The 22,579-nt window shown below is 41.8% G+C and carries 16 protein-coding genes; 8 read left to right on the forward strand and 8 right to left on the reverse strand.

The window, feature by feature from the left end:
• The first annotated feature begins 525 nt into the window (after positions 1-525).
• From DP116_RS28920 to DP116_RS02290, 5 genes are all read left to right on the forward strand, one after another.
• Positions 526-3,138 (forward strand): hybrid sensor histidine kinase/response regulator, encoded by a 2,613-nt coding sequence (locus DP116_RS28920; protein WP_246275445.1) that lies wholly within the window; start codon positions 526-528, stop codon positions 3,136-3,138.
• Between the two features lie 222 nt (positions 3,139-3,360).
• Positions 3,361-6,663 (forward strand): PAS domain-containing protein, encoded by a 3,303-nt coding sequence (locus DP116_RS02275; protein ID WP_169153626.1) that lies wholly within the window; start codon positions 3,361-3,363, stop codon positions 6,661-6,663.
• 129 nt (positions 6,664-6,792) lie between these two features.
• A complete protein-coding gene (locus DP116_RS02280) occupies positions 6,793-7,239 on the forward strand; it encodes a response regulator (RefSeq protein WP_339381567.1) in 447 nt (148 codons plus the stop codon).
• Between the two features lie 16 nt (positions 7,240-7,255).
• Positions 7,256-9,148 (forward strand): hybrid sensor histidine kinase/response regulator, encoded by a 1,893-nt coding sequence (locus DP116_RS02285; RefSeq protein ID WP_169153627.1) that lies wholly within the window; start codon positions 7,256-7,258, stop codon positions 9,146-9,148.
• Between the two features lie 87 nt (positions 9,149-9,235).
• Positions 9,236-9,628 carry a nuclear transport factor 2 family protein gene (locus DP116_RS02290; protein ID WP_169153628.1) on the forward strand — a complete coding sequence of 131 codons (393 nt, stop codon included), beginning with the start codon at positions 9,236-9,238 and terminating at the stop codon, positions 9,626-9,628.
• Between the two features lie 38 nt (positions 9,629-9,666).
• On the opposite strand, the gene pyrR is transcribed toward DP116_RS02290, so the two are convergent.
• The 3 genes from pyrR to DP116_RS02305 form a co-directional block, all read right to left on the reverse strand.
• Positions 9,667-10,215 carry a bifunctional pyr operon transcriptional regulator/uracil phosphoribosyltransferase PyrR gene (gene pyrR / locus DP116_RS02295; RefSeq protein WP_169153629.1) on the reverse strand — a complete coding sequence of 183 codons (549 nt, stop codon included), beginning with the start codon at positions 10,213-10,215 and terminating at the stop codon, positions 9,667-9,669.
• A 206-nt stretch (positions 10,216-10,421) separates the two neighbouring features.
• Positions 10,422-11,381 (reverse strand): adenosylcobinamide-phosphate synthase CbiB, encoded by a 960-nt coding sequence (gene cbiB, locus DP116_RS02300; RefSeq protein WP_169153630.1) that lies wholly within the window; start codon positions 11,379-11,381, stop codon positions 10,422-10,424.
• A 67-nt stretch (positions 11,382-11,448) separates the two neighbouring features.
• Positions 11,449-11,892: an Rrf2 family transcriptional regulator gene (locus DP116_RS02305; protein WP_169153631.1), complete on the reverse strand. Its 444-nt coding sequence runs from the start codon at positions 11,890-11,892 to the stop codon at positions 11,449-11,451.
• 683 nt (positions 11,893-12,575) lie between these two features.
• Here DP116_RS02305 and DP116_RS02310 point away from each other — a divergent pair.
• Positions 12,576-12,989, forward strand: coding sequence for an AbrB family transcriptional regulator (locus tag DP116_RS02310; protein ID WP_048867778.1), 414 nt, complete (start codon positions 12,576-12,578; stop codon positions 12,987-12,989).
• Between the two features lie 128 nt (positions 12,990-13,117).
• Here the strand turns inward: DP116_RS02310 and DP116_RS02315 are convergent, their stop codons facing one another.
• Positions 13,118-15,022, reverse strand: coding sequence for a chloride channel protein (locus DP116_RS02315; RefSeq protein WP_169153632.1), 1,905 nt, complete (start codon positions 15,020-15,022; stop codon positions 13,118-13,120).
• Positions 15,023-15,859: 837 nt separating this feature from the next.
• On the opposite strand from DP116_RS02315, the gene DP116_RS02320 reads away from it, so the two are divergent.
• Positions 15,860-16,225 carry a hypothetical protein gene (locus DP116_RS02320; RefSeq protein WP_169153633.1) on the forward strand — a complete coding sequence of 122 codons (366 nt, stop codon included), beginning with the start codon at positions 15,860-15,862 and terminating at the stop codon, positions 16,223-16,225.
• Positions 16,226-16,696: 471 nt separating this feature from the next.
• Here DP116_RS02320 and DP116_RS02325 read toward each other — a convergent pair whose 3' ends face one another.
• A complete protein-coding gene (locus DP116_RS02325; RefSeq protein WP_169153647.1) occupies positions 16,697-18,307 on the reverse strand; it encodes an ArnT family glycosyltransferase in 1,611 nt (536 codons plus the stop codon).
• Between the two features lie 259 nt (positions 18,308-18,566).
• On the opposite strand from DP116_RS02325, the gene DP116_RS02330 reads away from it, so the two are divergent.
• On the forward strand, positions 18,567-19,751 hold the full coding sequence (locus tag DP116_RS02330; protein WP_169153634.1) for a hypothetical protein: 1,185 nt from the start codon (positions 18,567-18,569) through the stop codon (positions 19,749-19,751).
• A gap of 13 nt (positions 19,752-19,764) precedes the next feature.
• On the opposite strand, the gene DP116_RS02335 is transcribed toward DP116_RS02330, so the two are convergent.
• From DP116_RS02335 to DP116_RS02345, 3 genes are all read right to left on the reverse strand, one after another.
• Positions 19,765-21,063: a recombinase family protein gene (locus DP116_RS02335; protein ID WP_169153635.1), complete on the reverse strand. Its 1,299-nt coding sequence runs from the start codon at positions 21,061-21,063 to the stop codon at positions 19,765-19,767.
• Between the two features lie 495 nt (positions 21,064-21,558).
• A complete protein-coding gene (locus DP116_RS02340; RefSeq protein WP_169153636.1) occupies positions 21,559-22,332 on the reverse strand; it encodes a hypothetical protein in 774 nt (257 codons plus the stop codon).
• A gap of 4 nt (positions 22,333-22,336) precedes the next feature.
• Entirely contained in the window at positions 22,337-22,555 is a 219-nt protein-coding gene (locus DP116_RS02345) for a hypothetical protein (protein ID WP_169153637.1), read from the reverse strand.
• Positions 22,556-22,579 lie beyond the last annotated feature (24 nt).

The following is a 22,579-nucleotide window of genomic DNA, read 5'->3' on the forward strand; positions in this document are numbered from 1 at the left end:
TGACCTAAAGGTAAGTTCCTACTTCGAGCTACCAGTTGCAAGTAGTTTAAGTAGCCGTCATGAACTGCGTATACCAAAACACATGAAAAGATTTCTCCTTCACTCTGTGACTGCCTCCCTCCTTCCTTCTCTCCCTTCCTCACTCTCTCCCTGCACGGCAGTTTGCACCGTCAGGGGAACCCCAACGCTAGATACCTACAGAGGAAAACCCTCATCAAGTACTGGTGCGCAACGCACTACCTCCTCACTCCATCACTCCCTCCCTTCTTTTCTCCTTATTTTCAACTCAGGTATATTTGGTTTTTGAAAATTAAAAACCAAGTCTACATGGCAGTTGCAAACCAACTTACAGTAGACATTGTTCTCAAGGCGTCATTTTAAATCAGTTATCAGTGAACAGGCTGATAAAACTTATAACTGGTAACTGTTCAGTGTTCACTGTTAAAACTTCAGTTATTGAAGAATCTGGAGAACTATATATCACATCAAGGCAAGCAATCATTCAATATTATAGGAAAAGATATAATGAATTCTTTATTGTCTAACAATGAAGCAACAAGGCTTGTGGCTCTGCATCAGTATGACATTCTCGACACATCGCCAGAACAAGCATTTGACGATTTGGGATTCTTAGCCGCCCAGACTTGCCCAACACCCATTGCAGTCATAAATTTGATAGACGCTAACCGTCAGTGGTTCAAAGCTAAAGTCGGATTGGATGTAGAGGAAATGCCTGTGGATTTTGGGTTTTGTCCTCTTTGTATCCAACAACGTGATATTTTAGTCATTCCTGACACTTTGAGTGATGAACGGTTTGCCACTAATCCCGTAGTCACTTCTGCCCCTTATGTGAGATTTTATGCTGGAGTTCCTTTAATAACACCAGAAGGACACGCGATCGGGACTATATGTGTTGTTGATCGCGTACCAAGGAAAATCAGCCCTGAACAACTGGAGTCGCTAAAAGCAATTAGCCGCTTAGTGATGAGACAACTAGAGTTACGCCGAAATTTAACTGAAGTCGCTAGCATAAAAACAGAATATCAGCAAACAGAAGAGAAATTGCGTTGGAAAGAAGCACTTTTGCGCTCAATGACTGACGTCTCTCTACTAGCATTTTACGTTGTTGAACAACGTACTAGTAAGATTTTGTATGTCAATGAACTCTTTTGTGAAATTTGGGGCATTCAACACCTGAAAGAACAAATTGAATGCGGCAAATTTAAACATGAGGATGTCATGAACAAATGCGACGAATTGACAGAAGTTTCGCCTTTTATTTCCTGTCAACTAATTCCCAGTGAAACGTGCCTATGTGAAGACGAAATCTTCTTGAATGATGGTCGCATTATCAGGCAGTTTTCTAAATGTATTCTAGATGAAAATGACCAATATTTTGCACGGTTATATATTTTTGAGGATATCACAGTACGCAAACTAGCAGAACAGCAAGTTCGTGAACAAGCAGTATTACTCGATATGGCTAGGGACGCAATTATTGTACGTGATTTAAGCAGTCATAGAATTTTGCTGTGGAATAAAAGTGCCGAGAACCTTTATGGTTGGAAAGTAGAAGAAGCTCTTGGTAAAAAAACAGACGAAATTTTCTCTAACGAACCCTTGCCGCAATACTGGGAAATTTATAAAAATGTCTTGGAATCTGGCTCATGGCAAGGTGAGTTGCAAACAATCACGAAATCTGGCAAAAAAATTATTGTTGAAAGTCGTTGGACACTAATACGCGATGAGCATTTTCAACCGAAATCAATCCTTGTAGTTGATACTGATATCACAGAGAAAAAACAATTAGAAAAGCAATTTTTACGCAATCAGCGCCTGGAGAGTATAGGTACTCTCGCAAGTGGTATTGCTCACGATTTAAATAATGTGCTGTCTCCAATTTTGATGTCAGTACCAATGCTCAAAGCGAGTTGCGATGATGAGCGTAGTAGGCAAGTGCTAACCATTGTAGAAAATAATGCCAAACGCGGCGCAAATTTAGTCAAACAGGTGCTGTCATTTGCAAGGGGAACTGAAGGCGATTGGGTAAAATGCAGCCCCTCTACGGGCGATGGCAAGGGCTGTGATTATCCAAAGCGTGACTCCCATAGGGGCGGCGAAGCAGGAAATGCTTGCGCTGAACTTCCTTCAGGGAGCCAATCTTCAATTGGCTGGGCGTATACGAGCGATCGCACTGTACTTCAATTACAGCACTTGATTTTAGAAATGACCCAAGTTGTCGAACAAACTTTTCCCAAATCAATAGTCGTCCAAACTGAAATTCCCTCAAATTTATTACCTTTATATGGTGATAGCACCCAAATTCATCAAGTGTTAATGAATTTGTGTCTCAATGCGCGTGATGCGATGACGAATGGCGGAATGTTGAAAATTTATGCCAAGAATGTTTTCATTGATGAAAACTTTGCCAAAATGCATCAAGATGCTCAAGTAGGTTCTTACATTGTCCTCACAGTTTCTGACACAGGAATTGGTATTAAGCGCGAATTATTAGATAAAGTTTTTGAACCATTTTTTACAACTAAAGAGTTTGGTAAGGGAACCGGACTTGGATTGTCAACTGTCATGGGTATTATTAAAAGTCATGGTGGGTTCATTACTGTATCTAGTAGCGTCGGCGAGGGCACAAAATTTCAAGTCTACTTGCCAGCAATCAAGGCAGCTGCGACGCAGTTAACGGAAAATCAAGAAATTATACCAATAGGATATGGGGAATGGATTTTGGTTGTAGATGACGAACCTGCGATCAGAGAAATAACAAAAGTTTCTTTAGAAAAGAATAATTACAAAGCAATGACTGCTAGTGACGGCATAGAGGCAGTTGCACTTTATGCCCAGCATAAAGATAAAATTAGTGGAGCAATTATCGATATCATCATGCCAGAGATGGATGGAGTTACCACCATCAATACCTTGCACAAAATGAACCCACTGCTAGGTATCGTAGCTGTCAGTGGACTAGCAACAAGCGAACAGATGCTATTAAACAATGTCTCTGATCTCATAGCATTTTTACCTAAGCCCCATACAGCACAGGAGTTACTAAAAACTTTGCATTCGGTTATTTCTCGTTATGAGATAGGGAACAGGGAACAGGGAACAGGGAACAGGGAATAGGGAACTCTTAACAGAACCTCGTAAAATCTCACTTTTGCAAGAGGTCTATTAATCATTAGTCCAACCCCTGTTGCCTGTTTTCTCTTAATAATCACTAAAACGGCTGGCGTTTACCTTGTCCACTTGCAAAGGTCCCTGACTCCAGCCGTTTTTTGTTGAAGTCGGAAAAGATGAGGGAAAATAACAAATAGGTGATAACAAATAACTGATAATAAATATCTAATGACTAATTTGATTCTGGTTGTAGACGACGACGCTTTAACGCGGTTACAACTACGAACTTTGCTACAAAAACAAGGGTATCAAGTAGCAGAGGCAATCAATACTGAGCAAGCATTAGAATTGTATATTAAATTACAGCCAGACATGGTGCTGCTGGATGCCCTGATGCCAGTGATGAATGGCATTACCTGCTGTGAGCAATTGCAAACACTCCCTGGTGCTAAGAAAATACCAGTTTTAATGATTACTCCTTTGGACAAGTCAGCAACAGTAGAACGCGCTTTGGCTGCTGGTGCGATTGACTACATTACTAAACCAATTCAGTCGCAAGTTTTGCGTCAAAGAGTACGTCGTCTTTTGGAAGCCCGTGACGCGATGCAGAAATTGCAACAGCAAACGGAGCAAGCGCAGAGTCGGGAGGTGCAACTGGTGATGGCATTAGAAGCAGCCAGCATGATTACCTGGGACTGGGACATCCTAAATAACAAGTTGACTTGGCCGGATAACCTCAAACCGCTGTTTGGCTTGGAAAGTGCTACGTATGAAGCTTTTATTGAACGTGTTCATCCCCAAGACCGAGATTTTGTCAACCGTTCGGTGATGCAGACTCTCCAAAAAGGGACAGAATACGACATCGAATTTCGTGTTGTTTGGCACAACGGTACGATTTGTTGGGTAGCAAGTAAAGGTGTCGTTTTTCGTGATTCTTCTGGAGTCGCGGTGCGGATGACTGGAATAGGGATGGACATCAGTAAACGCAAGCAAGCGGAGGAGGCGTTAGAAGTTTATGCCAACCGACAGGCACTTGTCGCAGAACTCAGTCAAATGGCACTCGCTGGTGTAGATTTAACCACGCTCATGGACGAAACTGTTGCCCTGGTTGCTCAAAGCTTGAAAGTTGAGTATTGCAAAGTTTTGGAACTCGATAGCGATAATAACACCTTACTGCTACGGGCGGGAGTGGGTTGGGAGCCAGGGCTTGTAGGATATGCAACTGTTAGTGCTGAAATGGACTCTCAAGCTGGTTATACCCTGTCTTGCCAAGAGCCAGTTATTGTTAATGATCTGGGCACAGAAAAGAGATTCAACGGACTTCAGCTACTGCATCAGCATCAAGTCGTCAGCGGTTTATCAGTCATCATTCATGGCAAAGAGCGTCCTTTTGGCGTTTTAGGGGCACACACAACCACACAGCGTACCTTTGGCAAAGATGACATTTACTTTTTGCAAGCTGTAGCCAATATGTTGGCTACAGCTATTGAGCGTCAAAAAGTCGAAGATGCCCTCAGAGAAAGTGAGCAACGCTGGCAGTTAGCTTTGCGGGGCAATAATGATGGTATTTGGGACTGGAATGTTAAAACGAATCAAGTCTTCTTCTCGACTCGCTGGAAGGAAATGCTCGGTTACTCTGAGTATGAGATCCCCAATCATTTTGATGAATGGATGAAGCGCGTGCATCCAGATGATATGACTTCGGTAACACGAGTCATTCAAAATCACTTTGCAAGAATTACCCCTTTTTACATTAGTGAGTATCGAATCCGGTGTAAGGACGGTAGCTACAAATGGATTTTGGATCGAGGTCAAGCACTGTGGGATGATGAAGGTACAGTCGTGCGGATGGCTGGCTCCCATACAGATATTACCAAACGTAAGCTGGCAGACGAAAAACTACAAGAAAGTGAAAAGCGTTTTCAAATACTCGCTCGTGCTACGAATGATGCTGTCTGGGATTGGGATTTACTGACAAATAAGGTGTGGTGGAATAACAACGTGCAAACTCTGTTTGGTTATTCAACAGAAGAAGTCAAAAATGAAGTGACTTGGTGGCATGAGCATATACACCCAGACGATAGAGAGAGAATTGTTTCTGATATTGATGCTGTGATCAACAGCAATGAACAATTCTGGTCGAATGAATATCGCTTTCGCCGTGTAGACGGTTCTTATGCCTACATTTTTGAGCGCGGTTATGTTGTTCATGACAACACAGGCAAGTCAGTGCGAATGATTGGCGCGATGATAGACTTTTCTGAGCGCAAGCGGGTTCAAGAAGAGTTACAGCGTCAGAACTTGCGATCGCAATTGTTTGCCGATGTCACTGTAAAAATTCGTCAGTCCTTACAAATTAATGAAATTCTGCAAACCACCGTAAAAGAGGTACAAAAGCTACTGCAATCTGAGCGTGTCCTTATTTTTCGGCTACTTTCAAACGGTTCTGGAATAGTGGTGCAAGAAGCTGTCGTTCCTGGTGTACCTGCTGTTCTCGGACATAACCTGCATGATCCTTGCTTTATCGAAGATTATGTCCACAAATACCGCAATGGACGGATTAGTGCTGTTACCGATATTGAGCAAGGTAGTATCGAGCCTTGCTATATGGAATTTCTGAAAAAACTTAATGTTAGATCTAACCTGATTGTCCCTATTCTCCTAAAAAACCAACTTTGGGGGCTGCTGATTGCCCATCAGTGTACTCAACCTCGCCAATGGACGAGCTGGGAAACTGAACTTTTGCGACATCTGGCGGATCAAATAGGCATTGCTCTTGCGCAGGCTCAACTCTTGGAACAAGAAACTCGTCAACGCCAAGAACTCACCCGTTCCAATGAAGAACTGCAACAATTTGCCTTTATCGCCTCTCACGATTTGCAAGAGCCATTACGTAAGATTAAGACATTTGGCGAGCGATTAAAAGCTTCTTATGGTGACGTTTTAAGCGAACAGGGACTTGATTACTTAGAACGGATGCAAAATGCAACCCGTAGGATGCAAGCTTTGATTGAAGATTTGTTAACACTTTCGCGAGTGACTACTAGAGGGCAGCCTTTTGTCCCAGTGGATTTGACACGGGTTACGCGAGAGGTTTTATCTGATTTGGAGGTGCGGATCCAACAAACTGAGGCGTATGTGGAGGTGGGCGAATTACCTATCATTCACGCTGATCCCCTGCAGATGCGTCAACTACTACAAAACCTCATCGGCAATGCTTTGAAATTCCACCGTAAGGACGAACCACCTATTGTTAAAATCTATAGTCAGACATTAAACCATCAAGATGCTGCCCAATTGTGTCACGTTATTGTAGAAGATAATGGTATTGGTTTTGATGAAAAATATCTTGACCGCATCTTCAACGTTTTTCAACGCCTGCATGGTCGTAGCGAATATGAAGGGACTGGTATAGGTTTGGCTATCTGCCGGAAAATTGTTGAACGTCACAATGGGAGCATCTCGGCACAAAGTAGACCTGGGCAAGGATCGAAATTTTTTATCATACTTCCAATGCATCCTCCTGGATAATATGCTCTTGCTTAAAAGGGTTTATCATACCCCCAGAGGTTGTCGAGGATTTGGCAACCTATCTTCATTCATTTGTTGCAATTTAATAATGAATTAATCCTAAAACCAACGCAAAGGAGAAAATGCAGAGTGAAGGGTCGGCAAATAACCGTCACCATTTTGATGGCTGATGATGATGAGGATGATTGTATGTTAGCTCGCGAGGCGTTGGCAGAAAGTCGAGTGGCAAACGAGTTACACATCGTTAACGATGGTGAAGAATTAATGGATTATCTTTATCATCGTGGTATGTATACCCACAAAAGCAGTGCACCGCGACCACATCTAATTTTGTTAGATTTAAATATGCCCAAAAAAGATGGTCGTGAGGCGCTTAGAGAGATTAAAGCTGATCCACATTTAAGGCAAATTCCCGTTGTTATTCTGACGACTTCCAAGGCAGAAGAAGATGTTTATAGCAGTTACAATTTGGGTGCCAACTCATTTATCATCAAACCTGTCACCTTCGCGTCTTTGGTAGAAGTTATGAAAACACTAGGAAAGTACTGGTTTAACATCGTGGAACTGCCACTATAAGCAAAAGGAGGCAGAAATGAAAGAAAGTCCATTCAAAGTTCTTCTTGTTGATGACGATGAGGATGACTACGTTTTAACTCGTGATTGGTTCAGTGAATTTCAAGTCGCTTGTGGAGAATTGGAATGGAAAAATAATTATCAAGCAGCAATGGATGCCATTGTTAAGAATCAATACGATGTCTGTCTTGTAGATTATCGTTTGGGTGCCAGTAACGGACTAGATTTGTTGCGTGAAGCCATTCATCAAGGCTGCTCTTCCCCAATCATTTTACTCACAGGAAAAGGAGATAGGGAAATAGACATTGAAGCGATGAAAGCAGGTGCAGCAGATTATTTAGAAAAAAGTCAATTGACTGCTCCTTTGCTTGAACGTTCTATTCGCTACGCAGTTGAGCGCAAGCGAGCAGAACAAAAGATTCGCGAACACGCCGCACTCCTTGATGTTGCGACCGATGCCATTTTTGTACGCGATTTAAACAAGAGAATTTTATTTTGGAATAAAGCAGCCGAACAACTATATGGTTGGAAGGCAACTGAAGCAATTGGCAAGAATACATCAGAACTTTGGTATGAAAAAGATATAGTACAATTTCAAGAAGCTCTTGATAGTTTATTGAAAAATGGTTCCTGGGAGGGCGAACTACATCAAATAACAAAATTTGATAAAGAAATTATCGTTGAAAGTCGCTGGACACTCGTGCACGAGTATGATAAACAAGGACAATCAATTCTTGTTGTTAATACTAATATTACACAAAAAAAAGAATTAGAAGCACAATTTTTTCGTGCTCAGCGTTTAGAAAGTATTGGAACTTTAGCGAGCGGTATTGCTCACGATCTCAATAACGTTCTTGCACCCATTTTAATGACCGCTCAACTTTTAGAATCGCAACTGAATGATCAGCGGAGTAAACGACTGCTGCCAATATTGATATCTAATGCTAAACGAGGAGCAAATTTGGTTAAGCAAGTGCTATCATTTACTCGCGGGATTGAGGGCGATCGCACTCTCTTGCAATTAAAGCACTTAATTACAGAAATTCAGCAAATTGTTAAAGAAACGTTTCCCAAATCTATTGAAGTTTCCACTTCACAAGAGCAAACCCTTTGGACAGTTTCAGGTGATGCAACTCAATTGCATCAAGTCCTGATAAATTTGTGCGTTAATGCTCGTGACGCAATGCCTAATGGCGGTCAATTGACAATTTCGGCGGAAAATTTCATTGTTGATAAAAATTACGCCAAGATGTATATTGATGCTCAAGTCGGTTCGTATGTTGTCATTACTGTTACTGATACTGGAGTTGGTATCCCACAGGAAATTATAGACCGCATTTTTGAACCATTTTTTACAACGAAAGACCTAGGCAAAGGAACAGGACTTGGTCTTTCTACTGTACTTGGGATTGTTAAAAGCCACGGTGGTTTTGTTCATGTGTATAGTGAGGTAGGAAAAGGCACTCAATTTAAGGTGTTTTTACCAGCACAAGAAGCAATGGAAACTCCAGAAGAACAAGAGCTGGAATTACCAAACGGTAATGGAGAACTCATTTTGGTTGTGGATGATGAAGATTCAATTCGGGATGTTACGAAAACATCGCTAGAAAGCTATAATTACAAAGCAATAACTGCTAGTGATGGCATTGAGGCGATCGCCCTTTATGCAGAACATCAAAATGAAATCTCTGTGGTCTTAACAGATATGGTTATGCCTTCTATGGATGGAATAACCACAATCCGGACCTTAAAAAAAATAAATCCTGCAGTCAAGATTATTGCTGTTAGTGGACTTGCTTCTAGTGAAAAGGTGAATACAGTCAATAACATGGGTGTTAAAGCCTTTTTATCAAAACCGTATACCGCCAAGCAGTTATTACAGACTATTAGTGCTGTCAAAAGTGGGAATTAAAATAAGGGAAATCGTTAATTGTTAGTAGTGACTAACTACTAACAATTAATAAACAACATTTGCTATTCCCAATCTCCACGAAGAATAATGAGCAACCAATCTTCTGAAGTTTTAGCCGTCAACGCAGCTTTTTATCGAGCTTTTGAAAAAAAAGATATCGAGGCAATGAGTACTGTCTGGTCTCAAGGAACTGGCAGTTTTTGTGTTCATCCCGGATGGAATGTACTGCGCGGTTGGAAGGAGATTCGCTCCTCCTGGGTTAACATTTTTAAAAACACTGCTTACATCGAGATAAATACGGAGATAGTGACGACAGAAGTGCGTGATCACATCGCCTATGTTGTACTTGTAGAAAATGTTCTTCAAATCATTAACGGTCAGAGAAGACTAGAAGCACAATCAATTGCTACGAATATGTTTGAGCTTCTAGGCGGTAAGTGGTATCTTGTGCATCATCACGCCAGTCCAATTATGCGCTGAAGGAGTGATAGGGAAGATGAGGAAGAAATAATTATCTCCTAGTCTCCAATCAACTCCACTGCATCACGTCTATCCCAATTGTCTAAGTAAACTTTGACAATCTCTTCTTTAGCAGTGGGTAGTTGCTTACCAACAAAATCTGGATGAATTGGTAACTCCCGATGACCTCTATCTACCAGCACAGCTAAACGAATGATCTCTGGTCTGCCATACTCGTTTACCGCATTTAAAGCAGCACGAATTGTCCGTCCTTTATAAATGACATCATCGACGAGGACAACTGTTTTCCCTGTTAAATCAAAAGGGATATCAGTTTTTGCAGGAGTCCGCAACCCAATTTGGTCCAGGTCATCACGATAAAATGTAATATCCAAGGCTCCCGTCGCTATCGGTATACCTTCAAGTGCCTCAATTTGACGCGTCAGTAACTGGGCTAGAGGTACACCTCGGGTATAAATACCTAGCAGTACGAGTTGAGACAAATCACGCGTTTTTTCTACGATTTGAGAGGCGAGACGATTCACGGTACGACGGAGTTCTTCAGGTGAGAGAATCTCAACCACTTTGGTTTCGACAGACGCAGTCATAGACCAATACCCCTGAACAATGAGTGAGACGACTATAACAAATGGGTGATTGTGACTGGCAGCTTTGGTGGTTAGTCAAATTTTTTACTAACCACTAACTACTCACAACTAGCCATTCCCAATTCCCTATTTCCATCATGACGCTCGCTTCGCTCAAATTCAAAGTTTGCTTGTTCAAAATTCAAAAAAAAATAGCCCTCACTCCCTCACTTACTCAGCAGTAGAACTATTGCAACCCCCAGCCACAGTAAAAAACAATATCGAGTGAGTTGCAAAGCTTGATAAATGCAAGTTGGGGTGATGGGATGGATGGGGTCTCCCAGCAGAGGTTTATGTTTTGCAACCCCACGATACCAATTTGTACCTCCCACCTGCACGCCTAAAATAGCAGCATAGGCGCACTCACTCCAGCCAGAGTTAGGACTAGGATCACAAACAGCATCCCGACGGCAAATTCGCCAAACATATAAGGGTTTCCCCGACAGAAGTGCCAGAGTTATCACAGTTAACCGACAAGGAATCCAAGTCAAACAATCTTCTAACCGCGCACTGAACCATCCTAAATATGTATAAGGTTTTTCTCGATAACCCACCATTGAATCAAGAGTGCTGCTGGCTTTATATGCCAAAGCCAGGGGAGTTGGACCGATAACTGGGATAAATGCACCAATAATGGCATAAAAAAGAGGAGCCATAACTCCATCAGTCGCATTTTCTGTTACTGTTTCTAGAACGGCTCGTAAAATTTCTAGTTCTGTTAAGTTTTGTGTATCTCGTCCTACGTAATGACTTAAAGCAGAACGGGCATCTAGAATATGTCCTGCTGTTAATGGTTGTAAAACTGTTTCGGCTGCTACTCTCAAACTTTTAAAAGCAAAACAGCTAGCTAAGAGAATACTTTCTAACGCGACTCCCAAAAACGGATGCAGTAACCTAGCACTTTGAATAAGTAGGTAGCCTATAAACCCGCTACCAATTATTAGGATAATGCCTAACGCAATTCCCGCAAGGCGCTGTGTCAGGGAATTATGACAATATGTGATACTAAATTTGGTCAAGCGAGAAATTGTCCACCCCATGACTCGTACTGGATGAGGCCAACCCCACGGATCGCCAATGAAGTAATCTAAAGTAGCAGCAATAATTAAAACAACAGCTGATGTCATTAGTCAAAAGTCAAAAGTCAAGAGTTAACGGTCAAGAGTCAAGAGTCTAATGACTAATGACTAATGACTAAACAATAAAATTTGCTTCTTCCCCAAGAGAAGCTTGCCAACTACGAGCGTCGTAATAAAGATCTGCCAAGGTAATACTGTACAAAGCTTCTTTGAGTTTTTGGTGCAGTCTTTGCCAAAGAGTAAATGTGACCCAATCTTCTGCTTGTGTTCGAGAAGCTTGGTGATGGGGTAAAGGTTCAATAGTTTCTCCAACTGCTTCTAAAACTTCTCCTAAAGAGATTTTTGCAGGTTCTCGAGCTAGCTGGTATCCACCGATGCTACCACGCATTGATTTTACTAATCCAGCACGACGCATTTCTATAAGCAGTTTTTCTAAATAAGGCGCTGGGATATGTTGACGAGAGGCTATTGCCTTAGTGGAAACAGGACCATACCCAGGCTGTAAACTCAAATCGAGCAACGCTTTCACACTGTAGTGTCCTCTAGTTGTTAGTTTCATTTTGATAAGCTTTGTCCTTTGTCTTTTGTAATGACTAATGACAAGTGCTAATGACTAAGAATCAGTTTTGCTTATCATTCTGTGTGCCAGTGATCAAATTTTGTAAGTAGACAACTTTTTTAGCTATGCTTTATAAAACTTAAACAAATACAGGGTAGTCGTCACCACCAAGCTAGAACTGTAAAGTATGAATTATCCTGTACGATCCATTAGGGGGCTTAAAACAGTGAACAGTGAACAGTGAACAGTGAACAGTTATCAGGATTTGGTGACGGGGATTTAGACCGCGACTGAAACATACCACTTAAATAAGTGGGAGACTTTAGCTCTCTCTCAAAAGTGGGCCGCAATTGCTGATAACTGATAAGTGATAACTGGTTGAAATAAGGATACTCCACTGGAATATTTTCTCTACGGTTCAATCGAGGACTTGTTTCCTCTTACTTTATCCTTTATTTGGTCATTGACAAACATACAAACTATAGTTATCACCATTGCCTATCTTCTTTAGAATATATTGTATTGGTAATGTTGGTCATTCAGTCAAAATTTTGCTCTCTGAGTGTAATATACTTGGCGATAGCACCACCAGAAAAAATAAAGAATAGCGCTCGCATTAGCATAACCTCAGCTAAAATAAAATCGATTCACTGTATTTGACCATTCGTTTTTGAATTAAGTTGATGGCTAAACAGAAAAAAATTGAACCCCTAGTTGGTGAAGATCTGCTCAAGAAAGTCAAAGAGCTAGAAAACCTAAGCAAAGAAGAAAAAGCTAAACACTGTGGCTACTACACCGTAACCAAAAACGGTATAGAGCGCGTCAACATGATGAAATTCTTAAATGCTCTTATTGATGCTGAGGGCATTCAGTTAGACAGCGCTCCCAGTGCAAATGGTCGAGGTGGACGCAGTGCAAGCTATAGAATTAGCGTGCAGTCGAACGGTAACTTGTTGATAGGTTCTGCCTATACCAAACAAATGAATCTCAAACCAGGAGATGAGTTTATCATTACTTTAGGCAAAAAGCACATTCGTTTGAGACAAGTAGACTCAGACGAGAGAGAAGAGGCTGAGCTAGCAGAAGTTGCTGTGTAAATAGTTATTAGTCGTTAGTCAAAAGTCATTAGACTGCAAAGCTGTTGACTAATGACCCTTACGGCGAACCCCAGTTCCCTGCGGCGGGAGACCCGCCTACAGGACTGGACTCACTTTTGACTGTTGGCTTATTGACTTATGCTCACACCTGTTTTGCGAGTCATTGGTAAGTAGTGGCGAAGTGCTCTGCGCGTTACAGCGACGTTGCAGGTTAATCCAATTTGCTCTCTTTCTAGTAAACCTAAAATACGCTCTTGGTTATCTCGATCAACCACTGGTAAGTGATGCAAACCTTTAAGAGCCATGCGGTCTAAAGCTTCGGCTAGAGGTTCATCTTGTAATGCATAAAGAATATCAGTGGTACAGATATCCATGAGTGTTTGATTGGCTGTGTTAGCCTGGATTTCACTTGAGGAAATTGGATATTTTTCCCAAAGGCGAAGAGTTCGGTTGATATCTTCTAAAGAGACGATACCGACTAATTGCCCTGCTTCATTAATAACTAAAGCACTCTGGCAGAGATCACCACTCATTTCCAAAGCTGCTTCTATCACATTCATCGTTAGTAGCAGCTTTTTGGGAGAAGAATACATGGCATCTTGTACCAAGATTTGGTGCAAAATTTCTGCTTGCTCGTCTTTCAACTCAGGAAGACCAATTTGTTGTAGGTTGGAATTAGAATTAGAAGTTGGTTTGATTCGTTCTACAAGCCAAACACTCAAACCCACTGCTGCCATTAACGGTAAAACAATGCGATAGTCTCGCGTTAATTCAAAAAGCAACAAAATTGCTGTTAATGGAGCTCTAACACTTGCAGCGAGAACTGCTGCCATCCCCACCATTGCGTAAGCTGGGGGAGCTGCCATATACTGTGTGACTGGAGGTACTAGGCTTGCTAAAATTTTTGCATAAGCTGATCCAAAAGAAGCACCTAAAAACATCGCTGGTGCAAATACACCGCCAACAAAACCACTACCAGCACTAACAGCCGTCATCAACAGCTTCACCACCAGCAGCACCAGCAACAACTGTAAAGAAAACTTCACATCCTGAAGCATAGCTTCTATAGTGCCGTAACCGATGCCCAAAATTTGAGGAAACTGTAAAGCAACAATGCCAACAATGGTTCCACCAATAATTGGATGAATGGGTTCGCGTATGTTACCTAGCCATCGCAAATAAGGTATTTTCCCATGAAAGCAGGCTTTTGCCAAAGCAATGAGTTGGGTATAAGCTAGAGAAACTAAACTGGCTCCTAAACCTAAGCCGAGATAAAGCGGTAATTCCAGAAGACTGCGGACTTGGTAAACGGGTAGGGCAAAGGCAGGCTGTGCACCCAAACCAATTTGAGCAACTAATGCCGCAACGACCGCTGCAAGCAGCACGACACTCACGGCAGAAGTGGCAAATGATGTTGCGCCTAACACCACCTCTAAAGCAAAGAAAACTCCGGCGATGGGCGCATTAAATCCTGCAGCTAAACCAGCAGCAGCACCAGCAGCCAAAAGCAACCGCTGTCGTTCTTGAGATACTTGTAAAACAACAGACAGCAGCATACCAAAACTTGCGCCAATTTCTACACTTGGTCCCTCTGGTCCTAGAGAAGCACCACTTCCTAAAGACACTGATGCTGCCAGCATCTTTGTTACTGGTCGTAATTGTCCCTTGATCTCTCCTCCTTGGGATGCGGCGATCAGAGTTGACAGTCCAGGACCAAAGTCTTGGGTGCGCCAGCGCATCAATCCGATAATGAGTCCACCAAGGATGGGAACACACGCTAAAGTCCAAGCGCCCCAAGCACCAATGACACCCATAAAATTTTCCAGTGTCAAGCGATGAATCAGCTCGATTAAATAGTGAAAGGTCACCACACCCATTCCACCACCACCGCCTATAAGGACTGCTAAAAGCAGCACAAGGGTTTCTGGGGATGGTTGAAAACGGTTAAGCAGATGAGTCAGACGGGCAGAAAAAGTGGTAAAAGCAGGTTGTTCTACCACCTTCCTTAGTTCAGTTGAAGGCAGAAGAGTCATTGAGTGGAGAAGTAAATCTAATAAAAAATTTAAATTTTTCTGTCTTACATTTCATTGTGAGTGATCATTTAGCAACAAGACAAGTCCATTGCATATGTTAGTTTTACAAAGCTTTAGTAAATTAATTCCTGTTGCTGGCAATTTGTGTAAGGACAATGCTTAAATGGGAAAGAATTGAAGGTGAATGGTTATTTGCAGCGCTCATCTAGAGTAGTGAGGAGTAAATTGAAGGTTAAAGAGTGTAGACGCCCTATGACGATGAGACAGCGCTCTATGGAGGGGAGCCACTGTTCGACTAGGGTTTCCTGGCAGTCGGTGCAAGTGGCGTTTTCTGGTGCCTTGGCGAGTGTGTATCTCTTTGAGAGACGCTTGGCGTTGGCGTAAGCACAAAACGTACGAATCGGGCATTGCAAGAACCTGTCCTTTTGGGACTTACAAAGCAACGTGCCCGCAAGACGATAGAGATACCCAATAGCCGTAAGGCGTGGCGTCAGCCATAGGGCTTGCCACAGACTACGATAAATTATGAACTAAAGCAAAAGTGCATATACACCTTGAGGGTGACTTCCTACAGGGTGGTATGAACTATAAAGTGAATTATGGAGTCATTGATCCTTTATCCTTTTTTGGCCATTCTCAGAAAAATCTAGCTATACTCGTGTTGCAACCATTTTGCCATGCTGGTAGCACAAGCTTTTGCTTGTCTAAATTATGGATATTGTATGCGTGCTTTCTGGCTAATGTCAGAGCAGACCAAGTAATCTACACGCATTTTGAGCATAGATTCTCGACATGGTATTTAAAAGAGCAAGTAAGTGGACTAGACGGACGAGGTAGATGAATACACACACCTTTGATAATCATTATGTGACTTGCCCAATTTGCCAAAAAAATACTAAGCCCAAGCTAGTAAAGACGTGTATGGGATTGTATACCTGTCCGTATTGCCAGGAAAGGCTAGTAGTCTGTCAAAGCGGTCATTATGTCCGCGACCCGTTTGCCTACAAACAGATAATGATATCGTCGGTGCTCCGTCGCCAAAGCCGACCTTTAGCTAGGATTCTCAGGGATTTTACCATCCTCAAGCGCCCTGTAGTTGCTCTGGTTATAGGAGGTGCTATTCTGTTGAGTGTCATTGGTATGACACAGCAAGCCTCAGACCAGAATTCTCCAAGGTTGCCAAAAACAGAGAAGCAACGTTAGAAATTGGCCTTCGCTTAATTCAAAGTATGCCCTATGTTCACAGAACACGCACTCGCGTTTGGGTAGGAACTTTACAAAATTCCCAATTCAAAAAAAATTTTTGAATGTCTCATGGTGAATGCGTGAATGTTTCAGCAGCGAGTGGTAAACCAGTACTGCACAAGGGAAGGCAGCATGCCCTTGGAGATTCCAGAGGCAGTGCTTGGGGGTTCCCCCTAAGTCTGCCTCTTGAAGCTTCAACAGACCTTCTTTTACCTTTATAGCACCTGCCGTTCCGTTGTAGCACAGCTGCGTGGTCTCCCCGGAAAGCAGCGTGTCCCTTTGGGACTTATACTCTGGCGTGCGCTTTACGCTTACGTAGATCCCTACAACCGAGGAAACCTCCAACACTGATTCACATGCAAGGTCTCTACATGTTGCTGTGTATGTGATTCAAACCAGAAGCTTTATATTATCTTGTCTTTTCCAATATTATTTAGTATTTTTTGTAACTAGTGACCAACCGGAAGCTTTTTTCACCTTTATCGACTCCAGTTTGAGATCTTGGAGTGCAGTTTCATCAAGCAGAAAGTAAGGTTGTTTGTCAGATTTCCAATAATTCTTTAGTTCATTAGAGGAAGCGGGAACAATAGTGCGATCGCTATAAAAATCCAGTGATGGACGATGATCACGAAAAGATGTGTAAATCTTCGTTACTGGTGGGTTGACCTGCTGGATCATTTGTGCTACTGGTTTGACTGGATAAGCTTCCCCCAGTTCCCAAACCCAGTCATTGGATTTCATTAACAGCAGTAGTGAAACATAACTGCCCCAAAATAGAATCTTGAGGAATTGACTGTCACCTCGCTCTGCCAAAATAGCAGCCATTGCCATTGTGATCGCGACTGCTCCAAAAACCAGCTGCAAGTCTGATTGTGCTGTACCCCCTAAACCATAGTAAATACTGACTCCAGTTCCCACTATAGATATTAATACTAAAGATAAAACCAAATACCGAGGATAAGATGATAGTATTGGCATATTTTCAATTTCCGCAAGCTTAGCACCACAAGCTAAGGCTATGCCTGGGTAGATTGGAAACACGTACCAAGGAAGTTTAGTTTCCATCAAGGAAATAGCGATGAGATAAACACCACACCACACTAGTACAAGTTTCGCCCAGCTCAAGTTGCGATTTTCCCAAGTGGAGCGCAAACTAGAAGGTAAAAAAATGAGCCAGGGCCATCCGTACTTGAAGATTTCGAGTAAATAATACCATAGCGGTTGAGAATGGCCCTCAACAGATTTCCACACACGGCTCAGGGATTGATCCATCATGCCGGTTTTGGTAAATTTGTCGCCATAGTATACGAACTGGGCACCATACCAAAAAGTGACAGGTAGAATGCCAAGTAGAATTCCTGTCCACATGTATCGACTGGTGAGTAGTCGCGGTGTGTCCCAAAAGAGAAAAACAAACGCGATCGCCCCCAACAAAAAACCTAATATACCTTTAGTTAGACAAATTAACCCAAAACCGATTCCAACACCAAGGCAGTAGCGTAAGTTGCGGCGCGATCGCAGCGAACACAGTATCATAACCATGAAAAAACTCACCACTGCCCCATCCAACATTGCTAACCGCCCATGACGTACCACTGGTAGCATTGTCAGGTAAGTCAAGGCGCTATAAATAGCTGCCCAACGTTGGTGAAATATTTCTCGTCCAATGTAATACAGTAAAGGCACTGACATCGCTGTCAGCAGTGCTCCCGGTAGGCGTGATGTCCACTCATTAACTCCTCCTAAGGAGTAAGCCCAAGCAATTAGCAAGTGCATCAGCGGTGGCTTATTATGATATGGCTCACCTCCAAGCGTTGGGTAAAGCCAATGCATTGAACCAGCTGGGGCACGCCATATTTCGCGTGCAACTTGTGCGACAGTACCTTCATCCCAATCTCGCAGCGGCAATTCTCCCAAATTTATGGTGTAAAGTAAAACTGCTGCCAAAAGCAGCACTATCACCCATACCCAATCAATCCATTTGTCTACCGTGCGATACTGCTTCTCCAGACGACCCCAAATAAAGCTTCCTTCTTGCATGTTCGGTGGATATTTATTGTGCTTGCTGGTTCGATTAAACTCCAGACGCTTTGGAGTCTTGAATGTTGCCACTTGTTACCACAAGTGTTCTGAAACAATCCCTTCTTCTTTAAATTAACTTATATTTTCTCGTAAACACATAACATTTCTTACAAATTTTTCCTCTTTTTTTCATTTTATTTCATACTTTTTATTTGGAGAAAAGTGCTACAACTATTACTAATCAAAATACCCAACTCGTTTTTTCGGGAGAAGATTTATGAATCTACCTGTTGTTGTAGATATTGCTCTTGGCTTAATTTTTATTTACTTGATTTTGAGCTTACTGACTTCGGAAATTCAGGAATTAATTTCCACCTTTTTACAATGGAGAGCAAAACATTTAAAAAAATCAATTCAATTGCTTGTAGCAGGTGGTAGCGAAACTCAACAGTCAGATATTGACGATGCCACAGTTTTAGTACATAAACTTTATCAAGATCCCTTAATTAACACACTGAATCAACAAGGTCAAGAAATAGTTGAAAAGGAATTGCAGGAATTGAATCAACTTAGGGTTGATCCAAAAACATTAAAAGGAAAACAAAGCGCTCCTTCCTACATTCCTTCTGAAACATTTGCAATTACATTATTAGAAGCTTTAAGAATTCCAGAGTTAATTAATTATGTTAAAAATCCCTCTGATACGAAAACAAACTTGCACATGATATTATCCTCTTACAAAGAACTGAAAACAGCTATTAACGACAAGGGTAGTGATAGCTATCAAACCATTCAAAATATTTACGGAGACATTAGTGAAAATAACGAATTTAAAAAGCTTGTTCAGGGTTTACCTGAGTACGTACCTAATAATCTCATCACGAGTCTTAGTCTTCTAGCTCAGCGGAGTAGGATAAAAATTGGTGACATTAAAGAGGAGATGAATCAGTTTCAAAGAGAGGTTGAAACATGGTTTGACCGTTCTATGGATCGGGCAAGCGGTGTTTATAAGCGTAATGCCAAAGGAGTGGCTATTTTAATTGGCATATCAGTTGCTATATTAACCAACACTGATACATTTTTCCTCTTGAAAAGACTGTCGCAAGATTCGGCTGTACGCTCTGCCATTACTCAAAGCGCAATTCAACAAAAGGATTTTATTAATGACCAAAATGCCAGAAGTCAATTTCAGGAACTTATAGAAAATGCTTCTGTACCTATTGGATGGCAAAACATCAGTCAACAATTTGAGCCATTAAAGACGAGTCGGGGGAATAGTGCTCAAATTTTTGCACTCAGAATTTGGCTAGTTTTGAAAATTCTTTTTGGTTGGATTGTAAGTGGTTTAGCTATTGCTATGGGTGCGCCTTTTTGGTTTGATATTCTCAATAAAGTTATCAACGTACGTAATTCCGGACCAAGACCTGTTACATATACTAAGGATCAACCGCCTGAGAAATAGCATTTCCGTTCAATTAAAAAATAAAAATTATTTGCAATTTCCACTCTTGGTCTTGACGAAAAATCTCAATTTGCCGAATAAACTCTCGGAAGTAAAACCGTCGCTCTGCTTCAGACAAGTCTAACCAAAATTGTGGAATTGAAACAGCTTGGGCGACAGAACGCAAATTAACAGGTGGTAAAGTTGCTAGTTTTGCTTGAAGTGTAGATATTTCTGTGCGGAGTTTATACGCCCTTAACTGAGCAGTTTCCGCATCCAAAACTCCAGTTTCTAACAAAGAGGGTAGCTGATTGAGTATTTCTTGCTGACGAGAAATGCCTTCAGTTAAACTATTTTTGACTGCATCTAACTGAGGAAAATTCATCCCCGCCACAGCAAGGGGTAAATCACGACAAACTGCTTGAATTGTCTGTTCTAAAATTTCTTGGTAGGGAAGGGCGCGACACTTGGGATTTTTGGGACAGCTAATAGGACGTAAATAAAGATATTCTTTCTTTTGGTTCCGCATAGTCACACGAGTGACTGTCATATGAGACTGACACTCTTGACAGACAACCAACCCAGCCAGAGAACGCGGTGCGCTAGCTGTGCGACGAGGTAAACGACTGTTGCGGCGTAACAGTCTATCAACCTGGGCGGCTTCTTCTTTGGTAATAATAGGAGCATGAGTATTGGAGATAATTTCTCCATTTTGATAAGCTGTATCACCTCGATAAACTGGATTTGTCAACCAACGGCGTCCGGTGGTGACAGAAATTTTCTTGCTGTATTTTTTCGCGAGATAACGTACTGCTCCCCGCAGAGAACCATAAAGTAAGAAATGTTCAAAAAAATCTTTGACAACTGGTGAAGTGGTACGGTCAATGATGTATTTTGCTTTACCTCTGCGGTAACCGTAGGGTACTCTACCGGGTGGTGGTGCAGCATCCAGACGGTTGCGGGCGTGTCCTTGGCGAATGCGGCGACTACGTTGTTGACGCTGAATTTCGTAGAGTAATTTCAGCAATTGGGCGCGGGGGTTAGGATTTTGTTGAGAAGAATTATAGTCTTGCTCAACAGCAATGAGTGTTATTTTCATTGCTTCAAGTTCCGCAAGGCGCGAACTGACTTCTTCTAGAGAATCTCCCAATTCTTCTAAGCGGCGGATAAGGAGACAATCAGGCGGTTCTGTTTTGCAGTCGTTGAATAATTGTTGTAGTTGAGAGCGTTTTCCTAAGTCTTGGTAAATAAAATCTAACTCCCATCCCCAGGTTGTGGGATCAGGAGTTGGTTCTAGTATAGGGTCAGTGTAGATGTAGGCGAAGATTTTCATGAGGCGATGTGCTACTTTCCCTAACTTAGATCTTGCACCTTGATCTGAGTACGCCTTGAACTCAAGTTCAAGGCTTATAGGCAAAGTCCGTTAAAACGGACTGGGTAAGTGTTTGAGTCCGTTTTAACGGACTTGAGCTTTGAGCCAAGAAATTTATTTCTTGGCGGACAAAAACTATGGTGCAAGATCCTATCTAATGAAAATCGTAACCGTTCAGGAGGGATAGTATAGCAATCCTATATGAGTTGTGAGAATTATCGAACCGCCTTAGCGAAGCGTGTCCGAAGGACATAGACGCCAAGAACGCCAAGAAAGAGAAGAGAAAATCTTATGAATAATTTAGGACTGCTATAGAACCTTTAGTGTAGAATGCTTTACGTTTTGTAGGGGAATTGTGAACTGACAAAAACGTAGATACATTTGCGCAGCGCCCCCTTAGGGGCTAGCGGCTTGTCGCCAGATATAGTTATTTACTCAACACAAAATACGGCAAAATCATTTACTACTTGCTCCACGAGACTCATCTCTTGATTGTGCAGCACGCTTTCTTTTTCTTTCCTTTTCTTCTTGGTCTTTTTGTATCTCGTATGCAGCAGCTAGCTCACCATCTACTCCAAAATACTCCTCAGTTTTATCTGATATTTCTTTGATGACTGCAAACGAGGAATTTTCTGATAAGGGCATACCCGGCTGAGATACGACACGATTACTTATTTCTATTGATGATGAAATTCCATCGACAACATCATCGACCAACTTAACTGTTTTTGTAAGAAATCCACTTGTAAGCGATGTTGCTATCATCAGACTTGCTTGCAAATTTTTCCCAGTCTTAACAGCTTCATTGAAAAGTTCTCCACATACATCTACAGCCTTATCTAAAAGTTCTTTAGCTTGCTCAATCCGAGGTGCAAAATCACCAGCTTCTACTTGTTTAGTCTCATTCTCCGATACCGTTGTTGATTGTGTGGATGAATTTCCACCTTTAACTGTTGAATCAGTCGTCTGATTAGTATTCTGTTTTTTCTCTGAATAGTGCTGGAGAGGTTCAAAACCCCAACTGTCATTAATTTCAACGAGACAATCAGCAGTATATTTAATTTCAGTTTTGGCTTGCTCGCATAGGCTTTCTATTTCAGCTAACAGTGAGGCTAATTCATCTGTGGAACATTCAAAAAGCTTATTTGCTAACTCATTGATACCTTCTAATGTTTCGCTTGACTTAGCAGTATGCGTTTGGAATTGCTCGATATCATCAGTGAGAGTCATATTTTTAGCCCCAACGTGAGCGGACATCTTCAAGTGCATCTGTAGCAGAGCGTAGTTCCCTGTCTATTTCTCCTAAATTATCCATAAGCCCTGAAAATTTTCTACTTAACTCAGTTGCAGTTGTTTCAGGAAGCGTTTTAGATGATGAATTAATTTCCTCAAGCTGGTCTACAATTCTACTAATCATTGTGCGGAATTCTTCAATATCGGATGAAAGGGTCATGTAATTATCTCCAGTTTTTTTTTC

The sequence above is a fragment of the Brasilonema bromeliae SPC951 genome (assembly GCF_012912135.1).
Taxonomy (GTDB): domain Bacteria; phylum Cyanobacteriota; class Cyanobacteriia; order Cyanobacteriales; family Nostocaceae; genus Brasilonema; species Brasilonema bromeliae.